19 protein-coding genes are annotated in these 19,926 nt (G+C 58.3%); 10 read left to right on the forward strand and 9 right to left on the reverse strand.

Translation table 11 applies throughout. The features are described from left to right. Positions 1-173 precede the first annotated feature (173 nt). Positions 174-611 carry a YkgJ family cysteine cluster protein gene (locus ACP7BE_RS20185; protein WP_095001087.1) on the forward strand — a complete coding sequence of 146 codons (438 nt, stop codon included), beginning with the start codon at positions 174-176 and terminating at the stop codon, positions 609-611. A gap of 228 nt (positions 612-839) precedes the next feature. On the opposite strand, the gene typA is transcribed toward ACP7BE_RS20185, so the two are convergent. Continuing rightward, positions 840-2,660, reverse strand: a complete 1,821-nt coding sequence (gene typA / locus ACP7BE_RS20190; protein WP_016783126.1) for a translational GTPase TypA — start codon at positions 2,658-2,660, stop codon at positions 840-842. A gap of 140 nt (positions 2,661-2,800) precedes the next feature. Next, positions 2,801-4,255: a tRNA uracil 4-sulfurtransferase ThiI gene (gene thiI / locus ACP7BE_RS20195; RefSeq protein ID WP_095000796.1), complete on the reverse strand. Its 1,455-nt coding sequence runs from the start codon at positions 4,253-4,255 to the stop codon at positions 2,801-2,803. A 332-nt stretch (positions 4,256-4,587) separates the two neighbouring features. Here thiI and glnA point away from each other — a divergent pair, with 332 nt between their 5' ends. From glnA to ntrC, 4 genes are all read left to right on the forward strand, one after another. After that, positions 4,588-5,994: a glutamate--ammonia ligase gene (gene glnA, locus ACP7BE_RS20200; RefSeq protein ID WP_095000795.1), complete on the forward strand. Its 1,407-nt coding sequence runs from the start codon at positions 4,588-4,590 to the stop codon at positions 5,992-5,994. A gap of 174 nt (positions 5,995-6,168) precedes the next feature. Continuing rightward, entirely contained in the window at positions 6,169-6,585 is a 417-nt protein-coding gene (locus ACP7BE_RS20205; RefSeq protein ID WP_095023767.1) for a cupin domain-containing protein, read from the forward strand. Positions 6,586-6,994: 409 nt separating this feature from the next. Continuing rightward, positions 6,995-8,080, forward strand: a complete 1,086-nt coding sequence (gene glnL, locus ACP7BE_RS20210; protein WP_095000793.1) for a nitrogen regulation protein NR(II) — start codon at positions 6,995-6,997, stop codon at positions 8,078-8,080. Further along, complete coding sequence (gene ntrC / locus ACP7BE_RS20215) at positions 8,077-9,510, forward strand: nitrogen regulation protein NR(I) (RefSeq protein ID WP_088378458.1); 1,434 nt, start codon at positions 8,077-8,079, stop codon at positions 9,508-9,510. The genes glnL and ntrC overlap by 4 nt, the downstream gene beginning before the upstream one ends. 453 nt (positions 9,511-9,963) lie before the next feature. On the opposite strand, the gene ACP7BE_RS20220 is transcribed toward ntrC, so the two are convergent. Next, positions 9,964-10,401 (reverse strand): hypothetical protein, encoded by a 438-nt coding sequence (locus ACP7BE_RS20220; RefSeq protein ID WP_095000792.1) that lies wholly within the window; start codon positions 10,399-10,401, stop codon positions 9,964-9,966. Here ACP7BE_RS20220 and trmL point away from each other — a divergent pair. After that, entirely contained in the window at positions 10,400-10,855 is a 456-nt protein-coding gene (gene trmL, locus ACP7BE_RS20225) for a tRNA (uridine(34)/cytosine(34)/5-carboxymethylaminomethyluridine(34)-2'-O)-methyltransferase TrmL (protein WP_095000791.1), read from the forward strand. The two genes, ACP7BE_RS20220 and trmL, sit on opposite strands and share 2 nt — an antisense overlap. A gap of 142 nt (positions 10,856-10,997) precedes the next feature. Here trmL and secB read toward each other — a convergent pair whose 3' ends face one another. The 3 genes from secB to ACP7BE_RS20240 are packed head-to-tail and all read right to left on the reverse strand — an operon-like array spanning position 10,998 to position 12,195. Next, positions 10,998-11,483, reverse strand: a complete 486-nt coding sequence (gene secB, locus ACP7BE_RS20230; RefSeq protein WP_003438592.1) for a protein-export chaperone SecB — start codon at positions 11,481-11,483, stop codon at positions 10,998-11,000. A gap of 41 nt (positions 11,484-11,524) precedes the next feature. Then, positions 11,525-11,779, reverse strand: coding sequence for a glutaredoxin 3 (gene grxC / locus ACP7BE_RS20235; protein ID WP_095000790.1), 255 nt, complete (start codon positions 11,777-11,779; stop codon positions 11,525-11,527). A 2-nt stretch (positions 11,780-11,781) separates the two neighbouring features. Further along, complete coding sequence (locus tag ACP7BE_RS20240; protein ID WP_086799305.1) at positions 11,782-12,195, reverse strand: rhodanese-like domain-containing protein; 414 nt, start codon at positions 12,193-12,195, stop codon at positions 11,782-11,784. Between the two features lie 148 nt (positions 12,196-12,343). Here ACP7BE_RS20240 and gpmI point away from each other — a divergent pair, with 148 nt between their 5' ends. From gpmI to ACP7BE_RS20260, 4 genes are all read left to right on the forward strand, one after another. After that, on the forward strand, positions 12,344-13,879 hold the full coding sequence (gene gpmI, locus ACP7BE_RS20245) for a 2,3-bisphosphoglycerate-independent phosphoglycerate mutase (RefSeq protein ID WP_095017755.1): 1,536 nt from the start codon (positions 12,344-12,346) through the stop codon (positions 13,877-13,879). Between the two features lie 195 nt (positions 13,880-14,074). Continuing rightward, positions 14,075-15,361 (forward strand): murein hydrolase activator EnvC family protein, encoded by a 1,287-nt coding sequence (locus ACP7BE_RS20250; protein ID WP_095000788.1) that lies wholly within the window; start codon positions 14,075-14,077, stop codon positions 15,359-15,361. A gap of 35 nt (positions 15,362-15,396) precedes the next feature. Next, positions 15,397-16,713: a S41 family peptidase gene (locus ACP7BE_RS20255; RefSeq protein WP_095000787.1), complete on the forward strand. Its 1,317-nt coding sequence runs from the start codon at positions 15,397-15,399 to the stop codon at positions 16,711-16,713. Between the two features lies 1 nt (position 16,714). Next, positions 16,715-17,497, forward strand: coding sequence for a divergent polysaccharide deacetylase family protein (locus tag ACP7BE_RS20260; RefSeq protein ID WP_178102580.1), 783 nt, complete (start codon positions 16,715-16,717; stop codon positions 17,495-17,497). Positions 17,498-17,567: 70 nt separating this feature from the next. Here ACP7BE_RS20260 and ACP7BE_RS20265 read toward each other — a convergent pair whose 3' ends face one another. The 3 genes from ACP7BE_RS20265 to hisA all read right to left on the reverse strand — a co-directional run bounded on the left by ACP7BE_RS20265 (position 17,568) and on the right by hisA (position 19,914). Further along, complete coding sequence (locus ACP7BE_RS20265) at positions 17,568-18,323, reverse strand: substrate-binding periplasmic protein (RefSeq protein WP_095000785.1); 756 nt, start codon at positions 18,321-18,323, stop codon at positions 17,568-17,570. A 72-nt stretch (positions 18,324-18,395) separates the two neighbouring features. Then, positions 18,396-19,166, reverse strand: a complete 771-nt coding sequence (hisF, locus tag ACP7BE_RS20270) for an imidazole glycerol phosphate synthase subunit HisF (protein WP_048383956.1) — start codon at positions 19,164-19,166, stop codon at positions 18,396-18,398. Between the two features lie 10 nt (positions 19,167-19,176). Further along, positions 19,177-19,914: a 1-(5-phosphoribosyl)-5-[(5-phosphoribosylamino)methylideneamino]imidazole-4-carboxamide isomerase gene (gene hisA, locus ACP7BE_RS20275; RefSeq protein WP_088378464.1), complete on the reverse strand. Its 738-nt coding sequence runs from the start codon at positions 19,912-19,914 to the stop codon at positions 19,177-19,179. Positions 19,915-19,926: the final 12 nt, after the last annotated feature.

Raw genomic sequence — 19,926 nt, forward strand, 5'->3', positions numbered from 1 at the left:
TTTTCGGCGATTATTTAAAAAAAGCTGACAAAGTGAATGCCGCCCCAAAACGAGGCACATTCGCAGTTGAACGCTTTAAAACATGGCTCTGATCGAAAAACCGGCAAATGGTTGTTCACTCCTTCAGCAACCCCGGTATGATCGCGCGCCCTGATGCACGCTGGAATACAAGTCTGATGAAGTCCAACCTGATCGCCGCCGCGGAAATCGACCGTCTCGATACCTGGGCCAAATACTCCGCGCCCATGTGCGGCTCCTGCATTTCCAGCTGCTGCACCTTGCCGGTCGAGGTCAAAATCAAAGACCTGATCCGCATCGGCATCGTTGACGAGTTCGAGATGGGCGACCCGCCGAAGAACATCGCCAAGCGCCTGCAAAAGGAAGGGATCGTTGAGCGCTTCAACCAGAAGTCCGGGATTTTCACCCTGCAGCGCATGAGCAATAACGACTGCCTGTACCTGGACCGCAAATCGCGCATGTGCACGATTTATGAGATTCGCCCGGATACCTGCCGCAACCATCCGCGGATTGGCCCGCGCCCAGGTTACTGCGCGTATGTGCCCAAGGCCGTTGAGCGCAAGAACAGCAGCGTCAAGCTGATGGATTTTTAACCTGCAGCGCAGAATCGACTGACAGATCGCTTCGCGGGCAAGCCCGCTCCCACAATTACCACAGCCCCCTGTGGGAGCCGGGCTTGCCCGCGATGGCCTGTACGCAAATGACCTGACAGACCGCGCTCGCCGCAGCACGGGCAACGATGAACGAGTCAAATCCCGACCATAAAAAAACGCCCCCGACCGCAAGGTCGGGGGCGTTTTTGTAACCGCTAACTAAGTAACTTAGTTTTTGGCCTTTTTAGCAGCGCGGGTACGCTCGCCTTCGTCCAGGATCTTCTTACGAAGACGGATGGACTTAGGAGTCACTTCGCACAGCTCGTCGTCCTGGATGAATTCCAGAGCCTGTTCCAGAGTGAAGCGAACAGGTGGAACCAGAGCGATGGTTTCGTCTTTACCCGAAGCACGCATGTTGTCGAGCTTCTTGCCCTTGGTAGGGTTAACGCCCATGTCGGTGTCACGGCTGTTCAGACCAACGATCTGACCGTTGTAGATCTCTTGACCGTGCTCAACGAACAGCTTGCCACGCGCCTGCAGGGTTTCCAGGGAGTAGGTCAGCGCCTTGCCAGTTTCAACCGATACCAGAACGCCGTTCTGACGGCCGGACATGTGGCCCGACTTCATCACGTCGTAACGGTCGAAGATCGAGGTCAGGATGCCAGCACCGTTGGTCAGGGTCAGGAACTGGTTACGGAAACCGATCAGACCACGAGCAGGGATGTTGTATTCCAGACGCACACGGCCTTTGCCATCCGGCACCATGTTGGTCAGGTCGCCCTTACGCAGACCCATCTCTTCCATCACCTTGCCCTGAGATTCTTCAGGCAGGTCGATGGTGACGTTTTCGAACGGTTCGTGCTTGACGCCGTCAACCAGGCGGATGATCACTTCTGGACGACCAACGCCCATTTCGAAGCCTTCACGACGCATGGTTTCGATCAGTACGGACAAGTGCAGCTCGCCACGGCCCGATACTTTGAATTTGTCAGCCGAGTCGCCTTCTTCAACGCGCAGAGCAACGTTGTACAGCAGCTCTTTGTCCAGACGTTCCTTGATGTTACGGGAAGTCACGAACTTGCCTTCTTTACCGCAGAAAGGCGAGTCGTTTACCTGGAAGGTCATGGAAACGGTTGGCTCGTCAACGGTCAACGGCTTCATCGCTTCAACGTTCATCGGATCACACAGGGTGTCGGAGATGAACAGCGAATCCATACCGCTGATGCAAACGATGTCGCCTGCCGAAGCTTCTTCAACGTCTACACGGTGCAGACCGTGGTGACCCATCAGCTTCAGGATACGGCCGTTGCGGCGCTTGCCGTCAGCGTCGATGGCAACAACCGGGGTGTTCGGCTTGACGCGACCACGAGCGATACGGCCAACACCGATAATGCCCAGGAAGCTGTTGTAGTCCAGTGCCGAGATTTGCATCTGGAACGGACCGTCACGGTCTACGGCTGGTGCTGGTACGTTGTCGACGATCGACTGGTACAGCGGGGTCATGTCTTCAGCCATGTCGGTGTGGTCAAGACCAGCAATACCGTTCAGGGCAGAGGCGTAAACCACTTTGAAGTCCAGCTGTTCTTCGGTAGCACCCAGGTTGTCGAACAGATCGAAGATCTGGTCCAGAACCCAGTCCGGACGTGCGCCCGGACGGTCAACCTTGTTGATGACCACGATTGGACGCAGGCCGGCTTCGAAAGCCTTCTTGGTCACGAAACGGGTTTGCGGCATAGGGCCGTCTTGAGCGTCAACCAGCAGCAGAACGGAGTCAACCATCGACATTACGCGTTCAACTTCGCCGCCGAAGTCGGCGTGGCCCGGGGTATCCACGATGTTGATGTGGTAGCCGTTCCAGTTGATGGCGGTGTTTTTCGCCAGAATGGTAATACCGCGCTCTTTCTCCTGGTCGTTGGAGTCCATTACGCGTTCGTCGTTAAGCTCGTTGCGCTCCAGGGTGCCGGATTGACGCAAGAGTTTGTCTACCAGGGTGGTTTTACCGTGGTCAACGTGAGCAATGATGGCGATGTTACGTAGATTTTCGATCACTTGTGTATCTCGATCAGAGGATTCGGTGTGCTGACTGAGTCCAGGCAGCGATTAACAGTAGAGTCCGTGCAAGCCGTTACAGCTTGACGGCGGCGTCGGGGGGCCGGTGACGCAGGCCACAGGCATACAGCCCCGGGCTCTTAGCTCGGTCGATAAACGCGCACATTGGCATGTCCCTCACTGAGCAAATGGTGAGCATGCAGGCGACTCATCACGCCTTTGTCGCAATACAACAGGTACTGACGGGTGTCATCCAGTTCCTTGAAGCGGCTGTTCAAAGCATAGAACGGCAACGCTTGTACTTCGATGCCAGCCAGTTCCAGCGGTTGATCTTCCTGAGCATCCGGGTGACGGATGTCGATTACGATCTGGCCCGCCAGCACTTCGCTGACTTCTTCGACTTGCAAGTCCTGGCCCAATTCATCGATTACCCGATCAATCGGCACCAGTTTGGCCCGCTCGAGCGCACGCTCAAGCACGGCCATATCAAACTGTTGTTCTTCATACTCCACGCGGTTGCGCTTGGCGTGGGTCTTGGGGTTGACCGAAATCACCCCGCAATATTCAGGCATATGCTTGGCGAAGTCGGCCGTACCGATTTCTTCTGCCAGATCGATGATGTCCTGCTTGTGGCTGGCGATCAGCGGGCGCAACACCAGCTTGTCTGTAGCCGAATCAATCAGCGACAAGTTGGGCAGCGTCTGGCTCGACACCTGGGAAATCGCTTCACCGGTCACCAGCACTTCGATATCGAGGCGTTCGGCAATACGCGTTGCAGCGCGCAACATCATACGCTTCAAAATGACGCCCATATGACTGTTATCGACTTTGCCGAGAATTTCGCCCAAAACTTCTTCGAACGGAACGCTCACAAACAGCACGCGCTGGGAGCTGCCGTACTTCTTCCATATATAGTGCGCGACTTCCATCACGCCCAGTTCATGGGCACGTCCGCCCAGGTTGAAGAAGCAGAAATGGCTCATGAGGCCGCGACGCATGATCTGGTAGGCCGCCACGGTAGAATCGAAACCACCGGACATCAGCACCAGGGTCTGCTCGAGCGAACCCAACGGGTAGCCACCAATACTGTCGTGCTGGTTGTGAATCACAAACAACCGTTGGTCGCGAATTTCAATTCGAACTTCGATTTCTGGCTTTTTCAGCTCGATTCCGGCCGCACCGCACTCACGACGCAGCTTGCTGCCGACGTATTTCTCGACTTCCATCGAGGTAAACGGGTGCTTGCCGGCGCGCTTGCAACGCACCGAAAAGATCTTGCCCGCCAGCGCATCGCCGAAGTGCAATTTGCACTTTTCAACGATGTCGTCGAAGTCGCCCAACGGGTACTCGTCAACCTGCAGAAAATGCGCGATGCCCGGCATGCAGCTCAGGCGTTCGGTCATTTCTTTCAAGGCTTTAGGGTCACTTACGCGCGTTTGCAGCTCGATGTTGTCCCACACGCCCGTCACCACCACAGCCGGGTCCAGATCGCGGAGCACAGTACGGATGTTTTTGGCCAATTGACGGACGAAACGCATCCGAACCGGACGGCTCTTGATAGTGATTTCGGGGAAGACTTTAACGATTAGTTTCATGAAAACAGCGCGCGAGCAGCCTGCCAAAAAAGGGGGGCGCGGATTATAGCGGAAATTGCTCAAGGTTTAACCAGTTATCGTACAAACGGTTTTCATCGCACCAAAATAGAACATAAACGCCAGATTTCGCTTCATTTGGGTGCGATAAACGCGGCTAATCGGTAGTCTGCCCCGCTTACCTGCTTGAGATTGGCGCATTACGCCCAAGTCGGGGCACTGGCATGCAATTTGCTCCCTTGTGAGGCAGGTTGCCTTGGCAGAGTATTCGCGCCGGCATCAACCACTTATTAAGGGCATTCCACTACCAGCCCTAAGCCACCCCGGAGGACACTATGTCGAAGTCGGTTCAACTCATCAAAGATCATGACGTCAAGTGGATTGATCTGCGCTTCACTGATACCAAAGGTACTCAGCACCACGTGACCATGCCGGCCCGTGATGCGCTGGATGAAAACTTCTTCACCGACGGCAAAATGTTCGACGGCTCCTCCATTGCTGGCTGGAAAGGCATCGAAGCGTCCGACATGATCCTGCTGCCAGACGACAGCACGGCTGTTCTGGACCCGTTCACCGAACAGCCTACGCTGATCCTGGTGTGCGACATCATCGAACCGTCGACCATGCAAGGCTATGACCGCGACCCACGCGCCATCGCTACCCGTGCCGAGGAATACCTGAAGTCCACCGGTATCGGCGACACCGTTTTCGTTGGCCCGGAGCCAGAGTTCTTCATCTTTGACCAGGTGAAGTTCAAGTCCGACATTTCCGGCTCCATGTTCAAGATCTACTCCGAACAGGGTTCGTGGATGTCCGACCAGGACGTGGAAGGCGGCAACAAAGGCCACCGTCCTGGCGTCAAAGGCGGTTATTTCCCGGTTCCGCCGTTCGACCATGACCACGAAATCCGTACCTCCATGTGCAACGCCATGGAAGAGATGGGCCTGGTTATCGAAGTTCACCACCACGAAGTGGCAACTGCTGGCCAGAACGAAATCGGCGTGCAGTTCAACACCCTGGTGAAAAAGGCTGACGAAGTTCAGACCCTGAAATACTGCGTACACAACGTGGCAGATGCCTACGGCCGTACCGCTACCTTCATGCCAAAGCCTCTGTACGGCGACAACGGCTCGGGTATGCACGTTCACATGTCCATCTCCAAAGATGGCAAGAACACCTTCGCAGGCGAAGGCTATGCCGGCCTGTCCGACACTGCCCTGTTCTTCATCGGCGGTATCATCAAGCACGGTAAGGCCCTGAACGGCTTCACCAACCCGGCTACCAACTCCTACAAGCGTCTGGTACCAGGCTTCGAAGCACCGGTAATGCTGGCCTACTCGGCTCGTAACCGTTCGGCTTCGATCCGTATTCCTTACGTGTCCAGCCCTAAAGCTCGCCGTATCGAAGCACGCTTCCCGGATCCGGCAGCCAACCCGTACCTGTGCTTCGCGGCACTGATGATGGCTGGTCTGGACGGTATCCAGAACAAGATCCACCCTGGCGACGCAGCGGACAAAAACCTGTATGACCTGCCGCCTGAAGAAGCCAAAGAGATCCCGCAAGTGTGCGGCAGCCTGAAAGAGGCCCTGGAGGAACTGGACAAAGGTCGCGCGTTCCTGACCAAAGGCGGCGTTTTCAGCGACGACTTCATCGACGCGTACATCGCCCTGAAAAGCGAAGAAGAAATCCAGGTTCGTACCTTCGTACACCCACTGGAATACGAGCTGTACTACAGCTGCTAATCCGGTGACGCCTGCGCAAGCGGCGTGATTTGAAAAAGCCTCCTTCGGGAGGCTTTTTTGTGGGCGCCGTCTTACACAAGCATCGGATCAGAGCTTCTGGATTCGTGCCTGCACCTGACAGCCACCCTGCTGAGTGACCGGTAGTTTGTCGCCACTCAACCAATGGAGACTGACATGCACCCCTTACTCGCCCTCAAAACCCTGCTGCTGGCATGCGCCTGCCTGCTCATGCTGGGCTGCAACAGTTCACCCACTGCGGTAACGGTCGAACAACTGCTCAAGACAGGCCAATCTTGGACAGGCACCCCTTACACCTGGCCGGACGGCAAGCCGGAATTCACCGTGGTCAAAATCACACTCCCGGCCAACACCGCACTGAAATGGCACACGCACCCCATGCCCAATATCGCCTACGTGGTCGCTGGCGAACTGCTGGTCGAAACCGAAGACGGCATGCACAAAACCACGCTCAAACCTGGCCAGGTACTGCCCGAGATGGTCAATACTTCCCATCGAGGCACCAGCGGCAAGGCCCCGGTAGAACTGATCGTGTTCTATGCAGGCACGCCCGGCATGCCGCTGTCCCATTAACCACGCAAGGCCCGTAGCAGGTACCGGAAGCTGCGTTCGAAACGCAAAACGGTGGTCACCTCAGAGTGGGCGCTGCCTGTGTCGCATCGCACACTCGGGGCTTGTGACCGGTGTGCGCTCGATCGCGGTACACAACCTCTGGCTGCACCCATAGCAAATATCCCGCGCACATTTTCAGGCAACTGAATCCATTCATCTAAATTGCACTATATTGGTGCGACTATAGTTTGATAGTGCACTTACCAGCCCAATTTGGTTCATAAACACTCGCATGCCGGGCTGCGGCGATATGCGCCCAGCTTGTAAACGCCTATTTCAGGGGAGCGACGCTTCTTTTCGGAGCCTTGGTTTGGTTTTTGCATTTTCCTTGCACCAGCGCTTCACCGCGCACGCAATCCGGGATCGGCCCATGACCATCAGTGACGCCCTGCACCGACTGTTACTCGACAACCTGACCACTGCCACGCTTTTACTCAATGCTGATTTGCGCCTTGAGTACATGAACCCGGCGGCAGAGATGCTGTTGGCGATCAGCGGTCAACGCAGTCACGGCCAGTTCATCAGCGAGCTCTTTACGGAGTCCACCGAGGCTCTGCACTCGCTGCGCCAGGCAGTTGAGCAAGCGCACCCGTTTACCAAACGCGAAGCCATGCTGACCTCGCTGACGGGCCAGAACCTGACGGTGGACTATGCCGTAACGCCCATCTTGAGCAATGGCGGCACCATGCTGTTGCTTGAGGTACACCCCCGCGACCGTCTGCTGCGCATCACCAAAGAAGAAGCCCAGCTGTCCAAGCAAGAAACCAGCAAGATGCTGGTACGCGGCCTGGCACACGAGATAAAGAACCCTCTGGGAGGCATTCGCGGTGCGGCCCAGCTGCTGGCCCGGCAATTGCCCGACGAAAACCTGCGCGACTACACCAACGTCATCATCGAAGAAGCAGATCGCCTGCGTAATCTGGTCGACCGGATGCTGGGTTCCAACAAACTGCCGTCGCTGGCCATGACCAACGTCCACGAAGTACTGGAGCGCGTGTGCAACCTGGTCGAGGCCGAGACCCAGGGCAGCATCACTTTGGTGCGTGACTATGACCCCAGCCTGCCTGACCTGCTGATCGACCGTGAACAGATGATCCAGGCAGTACTCAATATCGTGCGCAACGCCATGCAGGCCATCGGCAGCCAGAATGAGCTGCGCCTGGGCCGCATCAGCCTGCGCACCCGCGCCATGCGCCAGTTCACCATTGGCCACATACGCCACCGGCTGGTGACAAAAATCGAAATTATCGACAACGGCCCGGGCATACCGTTCGAGCTGCAAGACACCCTGTTTTTCCCGATGGTCAGCGGCCGCCCGGACGGTACCGGGCTTGGCCTGGCCATCACGCAAAACATCATCAGTCAGCACCAGGGGTTGATCGAGTGTGAAAGCCACCCCGGCCACACACTCTTCTCGATCTTTCTACCACTGGAACAAGGAGCCGCATCGACATGAGCCGAAGTGAAACCGTGTGGATCGTCGACGACGACCGTTCAATCCGCTGGGTACTGGAAAAAGCCTTGCAACAGGAAGGCATGACCACACAAAGTTTCGACAGTGCCGATGGGGTCATGAGCCGACTGGCTCGCCAACAGCCTGACGTGATCATTTCCGATATCCGCATGCCCGGCTCCAGCGGTCTGGACCTGCTCGCCAAAATCCGCGAACAGCACCCGCGCCTGCCGGTCATCATCATGACCGCTCATTCCGATCTGGACAGCGCGGTAGCGTCCTATCAGGGCGGCGCATTCGAATATCTGCCCAAGCCGTTTGATGTCGATGACGCCGTGTCTCTGGTCAAGCGCGCCAACCAGCACGCCCAGGAGCAGCAAGGCCTGGCCGTAGCGCCGACGCTGGCCCCGACGCCGGAAATCATCGGCGAAGCCCCGGCGATGCAAGAGGTGTTTCGTGCCATTGGCCGCCTGAGCCACTCCAACATCACGGTGCTGATCAACGGTGAATCAGGTACCGGCAAAGAGCTGGTGGCCCACGCCCTGCACCGCCACAGCCCGCGGGCCGCGTCGCCATTTATCGCATTGAACATGGCTGCGATCCCCAAGGACCTCATGGAATCCGAGCTATTCGGCCATGAAAAAGGCGCTTTCACTGGCGCTGCAAACCTGCGCCGGGGTCGTTTTGAGCAGGCCGATGGCGGCACCCTGTTCCTCGATGAGATCGGCGACATGCCGGCGGACACCCAAACCCGGTTGCTGCGGGTACTGGCCGATGGCGAGTTCTACCGGGTTGGCGGGCACACGCCGGTCAAGGTCGATGTTCGCATCATCGCAGCCACACACCAGAACCTTGAAACCCTGGTGCAGGCCGGCAAGTTTCGTGAAGACCTGTTCCACCGTCTGAACGTAATCCGCATCCATATTCCGCGCCTGTCAGACCGCCGCGAAGACATCCCGACCCTGGCCCGGCACTTTCTCAGCAGCGCCGCGCAAGAACTGTCCGTAGAGCCAAAACTGCTCAAGGCCGAGACCGAGCAGTACCTGAAAAACCTGCCCTGGCCAGGCAACGTGCGCCAGCTGGAGAACACCTGCCGCTGGATCACGGTGATGGCTTCGGGTCGCGAAGTGCATATCGGCGACCTGCCTCCCGAGTTGCTCAACCTGCAACAGGACGCCTCCCCTGTCACCAACTGGGAGCAGGCACTGCGCCAGTGGGCTGACCAGGCGCTGGGGCGTGGCCAGTCCAACCTGCTCGACAGTGCAGTGCCGACCTTTGAGCGGATCATGATCGAGACGGCGCTCAAGCACACCGCAGGCCGCCGTCGCGACGCTGCCGTGCTGTTGGGCTGGGGCCGCAATACCTTGACCCGCAAGATCAAGGAACTGGGCATGAAGATCGATGGCGACGAGGATGAGGGCGACGAGGCTTGAAGCCGTTCGAAAGCGCCCTCACCCCAACCCTCTCCCGTAGGGAGAGGGAGCTGATGGGTGGTGTTTCATAAATCTGCTTTTGCCTTTAGTCCCCTTTCCCTGCGGAAGAGGGTTAGGGGCTCTTGATCTGACCGCACCACCCTCAAGCAACCCGCCCCAATATCGTGCACAGCTCTAGCCCAAGGGTTTGCGCCAAAATCGGGAACAAAATCAGCCCCCAAACAAAAGCCCCGGATTCCGGGGCTTTTGCGTACTCAAGGGGCAATTTTTACAAAAAATCAAAAACTGGCACGCGCCCTGCAATACCTATTACACGCAACACCGCTTTAGGGGACCTTGATACAGGCAGGTCAAGACTCCCCACTTTTACACCGCAGCCTTGATGCCTTTTGCATCAACGCGCACAGCGCTTTTGGGGAACCCGGTACAGGCAGGCTGGAATTCCCTCTTTTATTACTCTCGCAGGTTTACCTGCAACCGCCAGCGTCCATCTTGCGACGCCCCGGCCCAGTCGCCCTTCAAGGCACGGGCCGCCACCAGGGTCAGCAGCAACCCGCCATCCGTATCACGCACCCGCCAGTTCACGCTCTTGCCGTTAAACGTCAACTGGCCGCTCTGCACCTTGCCCCTGGCATCAAGCAGCAACCCCAGCGTGCCGTCGACCAGCTCACCATGCAGCTTGGGCTCGGCGCTGAACCACACCACCAGGCCCCCGGGCAGCACGTCCACCTGCTGCAGCTCCACAGGGGTTGGCGCGGTCAATCGACCGATCATCATCCCCACCATCACACCGACTATCGCCAAAGAACCTAAAACCCGTGGCCATAGTTTCGGTCGCGGGTCCTCTTCAAGCGTAGAATGCTGTCCATCTTTAAGTTCGGAGCCGTGCATGTTTCACGTCATCCTTTTTCAACCAGAAATTCCGCCGAATACCGGCAACATTATCAGGCTGTGCGCCAACAGCGGCTGCCACCTGCATTTGATCGAGCCTATCGGTTTTGAGCTGGACGACAAGCGCTTGCGCCGTGCCGGGCTCGATTACCACGAGTATGCGCCGCTCAAGCGTCATGCCGACCTGGCCAGTTGCCTGGAAAGCCTGGGCCATCCGCGCCTGTTCGCCTTTACCACCAAAGGCTCCAGGCCGTTCCACGACGTGCAGTTTGCCGAGGGCGATGCTTTTCTCTTCGGCCCTGAAAGCCGTGGCCTGCCGCCCGAAGTGCTCGACAGCCTGGACGGCGAGCACCGCCTGCGCCTGCCTATGCGCGAAGGCTGCCGCAGCCTGAATCTGTCTAACACCGTAGCGGTCGCCGTGTATGAGGCCTGGCGCCAGCTAGGTTTCAAGTAAACACACACCCTGTGGGAGCGGGCTTGCCCGCGATGAAAGCTACGCGATGTACCTGTTGCACCGCAGCGATTCAATCGCGAGCAAGCCCGCTCCCACACACAAAAAAAGCGCCCTCAGGCGCTTTTTTTTGGCAATCGGCTGTTTATTGAACAGTCGGGCTGCCTTCTTCCTGCATGCGCTGCAGTTCTTGCGCGTACAGGGCATCGAAGTTCACCGGAGCCAGCATCAACGCAGGGAACGAGCCACGTGTCACCAGGCTGTCCAGGGTTTCGCGGGCATACGGGAACAGGATGTTCGGGCAGAACGCGCCCAGAGTGTGGTTCATCGACGCTGGATCAAGGTTTTTGATCAGGAAGATGCCAGCCTGTTGCACTTCAGCAATAAAAGCCACTTCGTCACCGTTTTTAACGGTAACCGACAGGGTCAGAACCACTTCGTGGAAGTCGCCTTCCAGCGGCTTTTGACGGGTGTTCAGGTCCAGGCCAACGCTCGGCTCCCACTGCTGACGGAAGATCGCCGGGCTTTTTGGCGCTTCGAACGACAGGTCACGCACGTAGATGCGCTGCAGGGAGAATTGTGGAGCGGTGTCTTCATCGCTAACAGCAGCGGTGTTCTGTTGGTCAGTCATCACAGATCCTTGTTGATCTTGGGGCTTATAGAGAATGAGAGTCAGACGTTCAGCAGCGCATCCAATTTACCTGCGCGCTCCAGAGCAAACAGGTCATCGCATCCGCCAACATGCTTGTCGCCAATCCAGATTTGCGGAACCGACGTGCGGCCTGCCTTCTGAGCCATCTCGGCACGTACCTGTGGCTTGCCGTCGACTTTGATCTCTTCGAAGGCAATACCCTTGTTCTCAAGCAGAGCCTTGGCACGCATGCAATAAGGGCAATAGTCGCTGGAGTAAACGATGACCTTGGACATAGTTACTTCACCACTGGCAGGTTGTCAGCGCGCCAGCTGGAAATGCCGCCAGACAGCTTGGCAGCATTGTAACCAGCCTTGAGCAGCTCACGGGCATGGCCGCCCGAGTGCTGGCCGGCAGCGTCGACCAGAATGATGGTCTTGCCCTTGTGCTTGTCCAGCTCGGCAATGCGCGCCATCAGTTTGTCTTGCGGGATATTAATAGCACCCACGATGTGGCCGGCGGCAAAATCCTTGGCCGGGCGAATATCAATCACCACACCTTCGTCGCGATTGACCAGGCCGGTCAGTTCGCCCGTGCTGATGCTGCGCCCGCCACGGCTCATCTCGTGGGCGATCAACAGCGCCAGCAGGATGACAAACGCGCCTACAAGCAGGTAGTGGGAAGTCGCAAATGCAATCAGGTGCTCAACCATCAGAAGGTTCCAGGGTCGTAAAATGTGGGCCAGTATACACAGCCACCTTGGTCGGCCAAACCCCGCCCGGCGGTGACGCCACATGAACTTCGCTTTAAACTGCGCGTCCTCTGTATACCTTCTTATAAACCAGCCACGAGTGGGATCTATGACTACCACGCCTAAACCTTTGGTCCTGATCATCCTGGATGGCTTCGGTCACAGTGAAAGTCACGAATACAACGCCGTTTATTCGGCCAAGAAACCGGTGCTGGATCGTCTTTGCGCGAGCATGCCGAACGGCCTGATCTCGGGTTCGGGCATGGATGTCGGGCTGCCTGACGGCCAGATGGGCAACTCCGAGGTCGGCCACATGAACCTGGGCGCCGGCCGCGTGGTGTATCAGGATTTCACCCGTGTCACCAAATCCATCCGCGATGGCGAGTTCTTTGAAAACCCGACCATTTGCGCCGCGGTCGACAAGGCCGTGGCTGCAGGCAAGGCCGTGCACATCCTGGGCCTGCTGTCCGATGGTGGTGTTCACAGCCATCAGGACCACCTGATCGCAATGGCCGAGCTGGCATTCAAGCGCGGCGCAGAAAAAATCTACCTGCACGCCTTCCTTGATGGCCGCGACACCCCGCCAAAAAGTGCCTCATCTTCCATTGAACTGCTGGACGAAGCGTTCAAGGACCTGGGCAAAGGCCGTATCGCCAGCCTGATCGGCCGTTACTTCGCCATGGACCGTGACAATCGCTGGGACCGCGTAGAGCAGGCCTACAACCTGATCGTCGACGGCAAGGGCGAGTTCAACGCCGCTACCGCCCAGGAAGGCCTGGAAGCTGCCTACGCACGTGGCGAAAGCGACGAATTCGTCAAAGCCACGACCATCGGCGAGCCGGTGAAAGTGGAAGACGGCGACGCCGTGGTCTTTATGAACTTCCGCGCCGACCGCGCCCGCGAGCTGACCCGTGTATTCGTTGAAGATGACTTCAACGCCTTCGCCCGCGCCCGCCAGCCAAAACTGGCCGGTTTCGTGATGCTGACCCAATACGCTGCGAGTATCCCGGCACCCAGCGCATTCGCGCCCGGCAGCCTGGAAAACGTACTGGGCGATTACCTGGCCAAAAACGGCAAAACCCAGTTGCGCATTGCAGAAACCGAGAAGTATGCCCATGTGACCTTCTTCTTCTCGGGCGGCCGTGAAGAGCCGTTCCCGGGTGAAGAGCGCATTCTGGTGCCGTCGCCGAAAGTCGCCACCTACGACCTGCAACCGGAAATGAGCGCCCCCGAAGTCACCGACCATATCGTCGATGCCATCGAAAACCAGCGTTATGACGTGATCGTGGTCAACTACGCCAATGGCGACATGGTTGGCCACAGCGGCGTATTCGACGCAGCCGTCAAGGCAGTTGAATGCCTGGATGCCTGCGTGGGCCGTATCGTGGAAGCACTGGACAAGGTCGGCGGCGAAGCCCTGATCACCGCTGACCACGGCAACGTGGAGCAGATGGAAGACGAGTCCACAGGCCAGGCGCATACCGCCCACACCTGTGAGCCCGTGCCGTTTATCTATGTAGGAAAGCGCTCGCTCAAAGTTCGCGAAGGCGGCGTGCTGGCCGACGTGGCACCCACCATGCTCAAACTGCTGGGGCTGCCACAGCCGCAAGAGATGACCGGCAAATCGATTCTGGTCGACGCTTAAAACAACGCAATGCCTGTGGGAGCGGGCTTGCTCGCGATACCGGCGACGCGGTGCATCAGGCATTGCGTGGTGATGCTATCGCGAGCAAGCCCGCTCCCACAGGATCAACGGCTACAATTTCACCTTCATCCATTTCTTATAGGTGACGAGGGCGGGCATACTAGGCCGTCCCGTTCCCCAGGTGTCGCCCGCCCCATGCTTCGCGCCCTTATAGCCTTGACCCTCGCATGCATGCTCCAACCGGCGTTTGCCGACGAGCGCGCGCAAACCCAACAGCAGCTGGATGCCACGCGCCAGGATATCAGCGAGCTGAAAAAGCTCCTGGGCAAGCTGCAGGAAGAAAAGTCCGGCGTGCAGAAAGACCTGCGCGGTACCGAAACCGAAATCGGCAAGCTGGAGAAGCAGGTTGAAACCCTGCAACAAGAACTAAAAAAGAGTGAAGGCGAGCTGCTGCGCCTAGATAGCGAGAAAAAAAAACTCCACAGCGCAAAACTTGAACAGCAACGCCTGATCGCCATTCAGGCCCGCGCCGCCTATCAGGGTGGGCGTCAGGAATACCTGAAGATGCTGCTCAACCAGCAAAACCCCGAGAAGTTCGCCCGAACCCTCACTTATTACGACTACTTGAGCGAAGCCCGTCTGGCCCAGCTCAAAGGCTTCAACGAGACACTGCGCCAACTGGCCAATGTCGAGGCCGATATCAACTTGCAGCAAGCGCAACTGCTGACCCAGAAAAGCAGCCTGGACACCCAGCGCGCCGAGCTCGACAAGGTGCGTGCAGAGCGCCAGCAAGTGCTGGCCAAGCTCAATACCGACGTAAAGGACCGCGACCAGAAGTTGCAGGCCCGCGAGCAGGATCAGGCCGATCTGGCTAAAGTCCTCAAGACCATCGAAGAAACCCTCGCCCGCCAGGCCCGCGAAGCCGAGCAGGCGCGGCAAAAAGCCCTGATTGCGCAGCAGGAAGCCGAGAAAAAACGCCAGCGCGAGGCTGCATCGGTCGTTACCGATGCCCCGCGAAAACCGGTGCAATCCACACCGGGGCCATTGGTCTCCAGCGCAGGTGCGTCTTACGGCGGTGCTTTTTCTCAAGCCCGGGGCAAACTTCCATGGCCAGTTGATGGTCGACTGCTTGCACGTTTCGGTGAAACCCGTGGCGACGACTCGCGCACCAAGTGGGACGGCGTGATGATCAGCGCCGGTGCCGGCACCCAGGTACACGCCGTACACGGCGGGCGCGTGGTGTTTGCCGACTGGCTGCGCGGTGCAGGCCAACTGGTGATTCTGGACCACGGTAATGGTTTCTTAAGCTTGTATGGCCACAATCAGACGTTGCTCAAGTCTGCCGGCGACGTTGTAAAAGCCGGCGAGGTAATTTCCACCGTGGGCAACAGCGGTGGTCAGGCCACGCCAGCACTGTATTTTGCTATTCGTCAGCAGGGACGCCCAAGCGACCCTGCACAATGGTGTCGCACTCAGGGATGAGTCCATCACCTTTAATACGTAGGAGTTCGCTCAACATGCCGCATTTGTCCCGCCTCAACTCGCTGGCCCTGACGATCGCTCTGCTGATCGGCTCGCCATTGGCATTTGCTGCCGAGCCGAGCATTCCGCCAGCCGGGGCTGCTACCAGCGCCAAGGCACCGCTGCCTCTGGAAGAGCTGCGCACATTTGCCGAGGTCATGGATCGGATCAAGGCCGCCTATGTTGAGCCGGTAGACGACAAAACCCTGCTGGAGAATGCCATCAAGGGCATGCTCAGCAACCTCGACCCGCATTCTGCCTATCTGGGGCCGGAAGATTTCGCCGAGCTGCAGGAAAGCACCAGCGGCGAATTTGGCGGGTTGGGCATTGAAGTCGGCACTGAAGACGGCAACATCAAGATCGTCTCACCGATCGACGACACCCCTGCCAGCAAAGCCGGCATCCAGGCCGGTGACTTAATCGTCAAGATCAATGGTCAGCCCACCCGTGGCCTGAGCATGACCGAGGCCGTAGACAAAATGCGCGGCAAGATCGGTCAGAAAATCACCCTGACCCTGGTACGCAACGGTGGCGCACCGTTTGACGTAACCCTGACCCGGGCCAATATCCAGGTCAAGAGCGTCAAGGCCCAGCTGCTTGAAGACGGCTACGGCTACATCCGCATAACCCAGTTCCAGGTCAAGACTGGCGAAGAAGTGGCCGCTGCGCTGTCCAAATTGCGCAGGGAAAACGGCAACAAGCGCCTCAAGGGCATCATCCTTGACCTGCGCAACAACCCGGGCGGCGTGCTGCAGTCGGCAGTTGAAGTGGTAGACCATTTCATCACCAAAGGTCTGATCGTCTATACCAAGGGCCGTATCGCCAACTCTGAGCTGCGTTTCTCGGCTACCGGCAAGGATCTGAGCGAAGGCGTGCCATTGGTGGTACTGATCAACGGCGGCAGCGCCTCGGCGTCAGAGATCGTCGCCGGTGCCTTGCAGGATCAGAAGCGTGGTGTGGTGATGGGCACCACCAGCTTCGGCAAAGGCTCGGTGCAAACCGTACTGCCGTTGAACAATGACCGCGCGCTGAAGATCACCACAGCGCTGTACTTCACTCCGAACGGGCGCTCGATCCAGGCCCAGGGCATTGTTCCGGATATCGAAGTCAGCCGCGCCAGGATCACCCGCGAGCAAGACACCGAGTACTACAAAGAGGCCGACCTGCAAGGTCACCTCGGCAATGGTAACGGCGGTGCCGACAAGCCGACGGGCTCCGGCCCCAAAGCCAAGCCGATGCCCCAGGACGATGACTTCCAGCTGAGCCAGGCCCTGAGCCTGCTTAAAGGCTTGAGCATCACACGCGGCAACTGAGGTGCGCCTTTCCCTGGCCCTCATCCTGCTCTGCTGCCTGACCGGTACCGCCCACGCGGCACCGGTCAGCGCGCCCGCCACACCGCACAAGGCTTACCTGAGCCTGATTATCGATGACCTTGGGCAAAACCTGCCCCGGGACCGCCGCGTGCTGGCGCTGCCCGGCCCGGTCACCACCGCCGTGATGCCCGACACCCCCCATGCTGCCGAATTTGCCCGCGAAGCCCACAAGGCCGGCAAGATCGTCATTTTGCACATGCCAATGGACCCGGCCACCGGGCCCTTTGCCTGGCACCCGGACCTGCCTGTCGACGAACTTGAAAAGCGCCTCAACGCCGCGTTCAAGGCAGTGCCCTACACCAGCGGTATCAACAACCACATGGGCAGCCGCATGACCTCCCAGCCACAAGCGATGGCCTGGCTGATGGGCAACTTGCAGCAACGTCACAAATTCTTTGTCGACAGCCGCACCAGCGCGCAGACGGTCGCGGCGGCCGAGGCGCAAAAAATCGGCCTGGCCAGTGTTTCGCGGGATGTGTTTCTCGATGACGTACGCACCGAGCAGGCGATCACCACACAACTGCACACCGCGATCAATCTGGCGCGCAAGCAAGGTTCGGCGGTGATGATCGGCCATCCCTACCCGCAAACCCTCGCCGTGCTTGAACGGGAGCTGCCCAAGCTCAAGGCCCAGGGCATTGACTGGATCGATATCAGGCAAATGATCGGCGTGCGCAGCAACAAGGCGATGGCCGGACATGGGAAGGATGGGGTTTATCGCTGAGACCCGTGCCATTTGTAGCCGCTGAGGAGCGCAGCCTTCGTTCCTCGTCAGCGGCTACACGCTCTGTGTGTTACAGGTACTTTGCGCGGATTTTCTCATCCACGCCTTCTGCCTTTAACTCATCCAGCGCCTTCTGCAACTTGCTCACCACCTCGTCCGGCACGTCTTTGTTCAGCGCCAAAAACAGCTCGGCCTGATTGAAACGCAACACCGTCTTGAACCCTGAAATCCCTACCTGACGCGCCAAAAATTGGCCAGCTGGAGCACCTGTGGCCCACAAGTCGATTTGCCCGGCCTGCAACTTGCGGGCGTTGTCCTGATCGCGCAGCACAATCACCGGCGCCAGCCCCTGCTTCTCTAGGGACAAGGCAATGGCGTCGCCCTTGTAAGCGCCCACCCGATACTGGCGGGCCTGTTCGAGGGACGTCAGGGTAATCGGGCTATCCCCTCGGGCCAGCAACACCCAGTCATCAGGACCAATAGGGCCGACCCACTTGAACAGCTTTTCACGCTCGGGCACGCGGGCGGTGACAAACACACCGTATCCGGGTTTTTCGAGGGCAAGGTGGTAGATACGCTCCCAAGGGAAACGCAGGGTCATGCTGTAGGGGATGCCGGCACGTTTGAAGGTTTCACGCAGAATATCGACGGCGATACCTTCAATATTATCGTTCTGCGCAAAATTCTTGCCGTTTTTGGCCATGTTGTACGGCGGGAAGTTTTCAGTCAGTAACACGATCGATGAGTTCGACGTATCAGCCGCAAAAGCGGTACTCGCCAGCCACATGGTGGAACTGACGAGAATAGGCACAAAGCGTTTAAACATGACAGGCGACCTGAATCCATGGCGTGCTCAAGAGTGCCGTGGGCACGCCATGCTGTCCAGTAGCCTTTGGCCTTAGCGAACCACGATTCCGCGCTCTGCCATGTACGCCTTGGCCTCTGGCACCGTGTATTCACCAAAGTGGAAAATACTCGCCGCCAGCACTGCACTGGCGTGACCTTCCAGAATGCCGTCAGCCAGATGCTGGAGGTTACCGACACCGCCCGAGGCAATCACCGGAATGCCCAGTGCATCACTGATTGCACGGGTAACCCCCAGATCGAAGCCGTTTTTCATGCCGTCCTGATCCATGCTGGTCAGCAGGATTTCGCCGGCGCCCAGGCCTTCCATCTTCATGGCCCACTCGACCGCGTCGAGCCCGGTTGGCTTGCGCCCGCCGTGGGTGAAAATTTCCCAGCGCGGGGTTTCGCCCGGCAAGGAGACTTTCTTGGCATCAATGGCGACCACAATGCACTGCGAGCCAAAATGCTGCGCCGCTTCGCCCACAAACTCCGGGTTAAACACCGCTGCGGTATTGATCGAGACTTTGTCGGCACCGGCATTGAGCAGGTTGCGTATGTCCTGGATGCAGCGCACCCCGCCACCTACGGTCAACGGGATAAACACCTGACTGGCCATGCGTTCGACTGTATGCAGCGTGGTGTCGCGCCCATCGACGCTGGCAGTGATATCGAGAAAGGTAATCTCGTCAGCACCCTGCTCATCGTAACGACGGGCGATCTCTACCGGGTCGCCGGCATCGCGAATGTTCTCGAACTTGACGCCCTTTACGACCCGGCCGTTATCCACGTCCAGGCAAGGGATGATGCGTTTGGCCAGCGCCATGGGTCTCTCCTCAGGCCTTGTAGCTGTCGCAGAAGGCTTGCGCCTCGGCCACATCCAGCGTGCCTTCATAGATGGCGCGACCGGTAATGGCGCCCACGATGCCCGGCGCCTTGGCGTCCATCAGGGCCTTGATGTCACCCAGGTTGTGGATGCCGCCCGAAGCGATCACCGGAATGCTGGTGGCAGCGGCCAATGCGGCGGTGTAGCTCACGTTGCAGCCCTGCATCATGCCGTCCTTGGCAATGTCGGTATAAACGATGGCCGACACGCCGTCTGCTTCAAATCGTTTGGCCAGGTCGATGACCTGCACGGTGCTCACTTCAGCCCAGCCGTCAGTGGCCACAAAGCCGTCTTTTGCATCCATGCCGACAATGATCTTGCCCGGGAACGCGCGGCAGGCCTCGGCCACGAACTCAGGGTTTTTCACTGCCTTGGTGCCCAGGATCACATAGCTCACGCCCGCTTTGACGTAATGCTCGATGGTTTCCAGGGAGCGAATCCCGCCACCGATCTGGATCGGCAGGTGCGGGTACAGCTTGGCAATGGCAGTGACCACTTCGCCGTTGACCGGCTGGCCTTCAAAGGCGCCGTTGAGGTCGACCAGGTGCAGACGGCGGCAACCGCCCTCTACCCATTTGGCAGCCATGCTCACCGGGTCATCGGAAAATACCGTGGAGTCTTCCATGCGGCCCTGGCGCAGACGTACACAGGCACCGTCTTTAAGATCGATAGCGGGAATAATCAGCATGTGGCAAACCTT

The organism is Pseudomonas sp. TWR1-1-3 (assembly GCF_049896805.1).
Taxonomy (GTDB): domain Bacteria; phylum Pseudomonadota; class Gammaproteobacteria; order Pseudomonadales; family Pseudomonadaceae; genus Aquipseudomonas; species Aquipseudomonas bubulae.

Excerpts from the sequence above, each read along its gene's own strand:
- ACP7BE_RS20240 (WP_086799305.1), bottom strand. The coding sequence starts at position 12,195 with ATGGTTGAGCACCTGATTGCATTTGCGACTTCCCACTACCTGCTTGTA.
- glnL (WP_095000793.1), top strand. The coding sequence starts at position 6,995 with ATGACCATCAGTGACGCCCTGCACCGACTGTTACTCGACAACCTGACC.
- ACP7BE_RS20250 (WP_095000788.1), top strand. The coding sequence starts at position 14,075 with ATGCTTCGCGCCCTTATAGCCTTGACCCTCGCATGCATGCTCCAACCG.
- grxC (WP_095000790.1), bottom strand. The coding sequence starts at position 11,779 with ATGTCCAAGGTCATCGTTTACTCCAGCGACTATTGCCCTTATTGCATG.
- ntrC (WP_088378458.1), top strand. The coding sequence starts at position 8,077 with ATGAGCCGAAGTGAAACCGTGTGGATCGTCGACGACGACCGTTCAATC.
- hisF (WP_048383956.1), bottom strand. The coding sequence starts at position 19,166 with ATGGCGCTGGCCAAACGCATCATCCCTTGCCTGGACGTGGATAACGGC.
- hisA (WP_088378464.1), bottom strand. The coding sequence starts at position 19,914 with ATGCTGATTATTCCCGCTATCGATCTTAAAGACGGTGCCTGTGTACGT.
- ACP7BE_RS20255 (WP_095000787.1), top strand. The coding sequence starts at position 15,397 with ATGCCGCATTTGTCCCGCCTCAACTCGCTGGCCCTGACGATCGCTCTG.
- glnA (WP_095000795.1), top strand. The coding sequence starts at position 4,588 with ATGTCGAAGTCGGTTCAACTCATCAAAGATCATGACGTCAAGTGGATT.
- trmL (WP_095000791.1), top strand. The coding sequence starts at position 10,400 with ATGTTTCACGTCATCCTTTTTCAACCAGAAATTCCGCCGAATACCGGC.
- secB (WP_003438592.1), bottom strand. The coding sequence starts at position 11,483 with ATGACTGACCAACAGAACACCGCTGCTGTTAGCGATGAAGACACCGCT.
- ACP7BE_RS20220 (WP_095000792.1), bottom strand. The coding sequence starts at position 10,401 with ATGCACGGCTCCGAACTTAAAGATGGACAGCATTCTACGCTTGAAGAG.
- gpmI (WP_095017755.1), top strand. The coding sequence starts at position 12,344 with ATGACTACCACGCCTAAACCTTTGGTCCTGATCATCCTGGATGGCTTC.
- ACP7BE_RS20265 (WP_095000785.1), bottom strand. The coding sequence starts at position 18,323 with ATGTTTAAACGCTTTGTGCCTATTCTCGTCAGTTCCACCATGTGGCTG.
- thiI (WP_095000796.1), bottom strand. The coding sequence starts at position 4,255 with ATGAAACTAATCGTTAAAGTCTTCCCCGAAATCACTATCAAGAGCCGT.
- ACP7BE_RS20205 (WP_095023767.1), top strand. The coding sequence starts at position 6,169 with ATGCACCCCTTACTCGCCCTCAAAACCCTGCTGCTGGCATGCGCCTGC.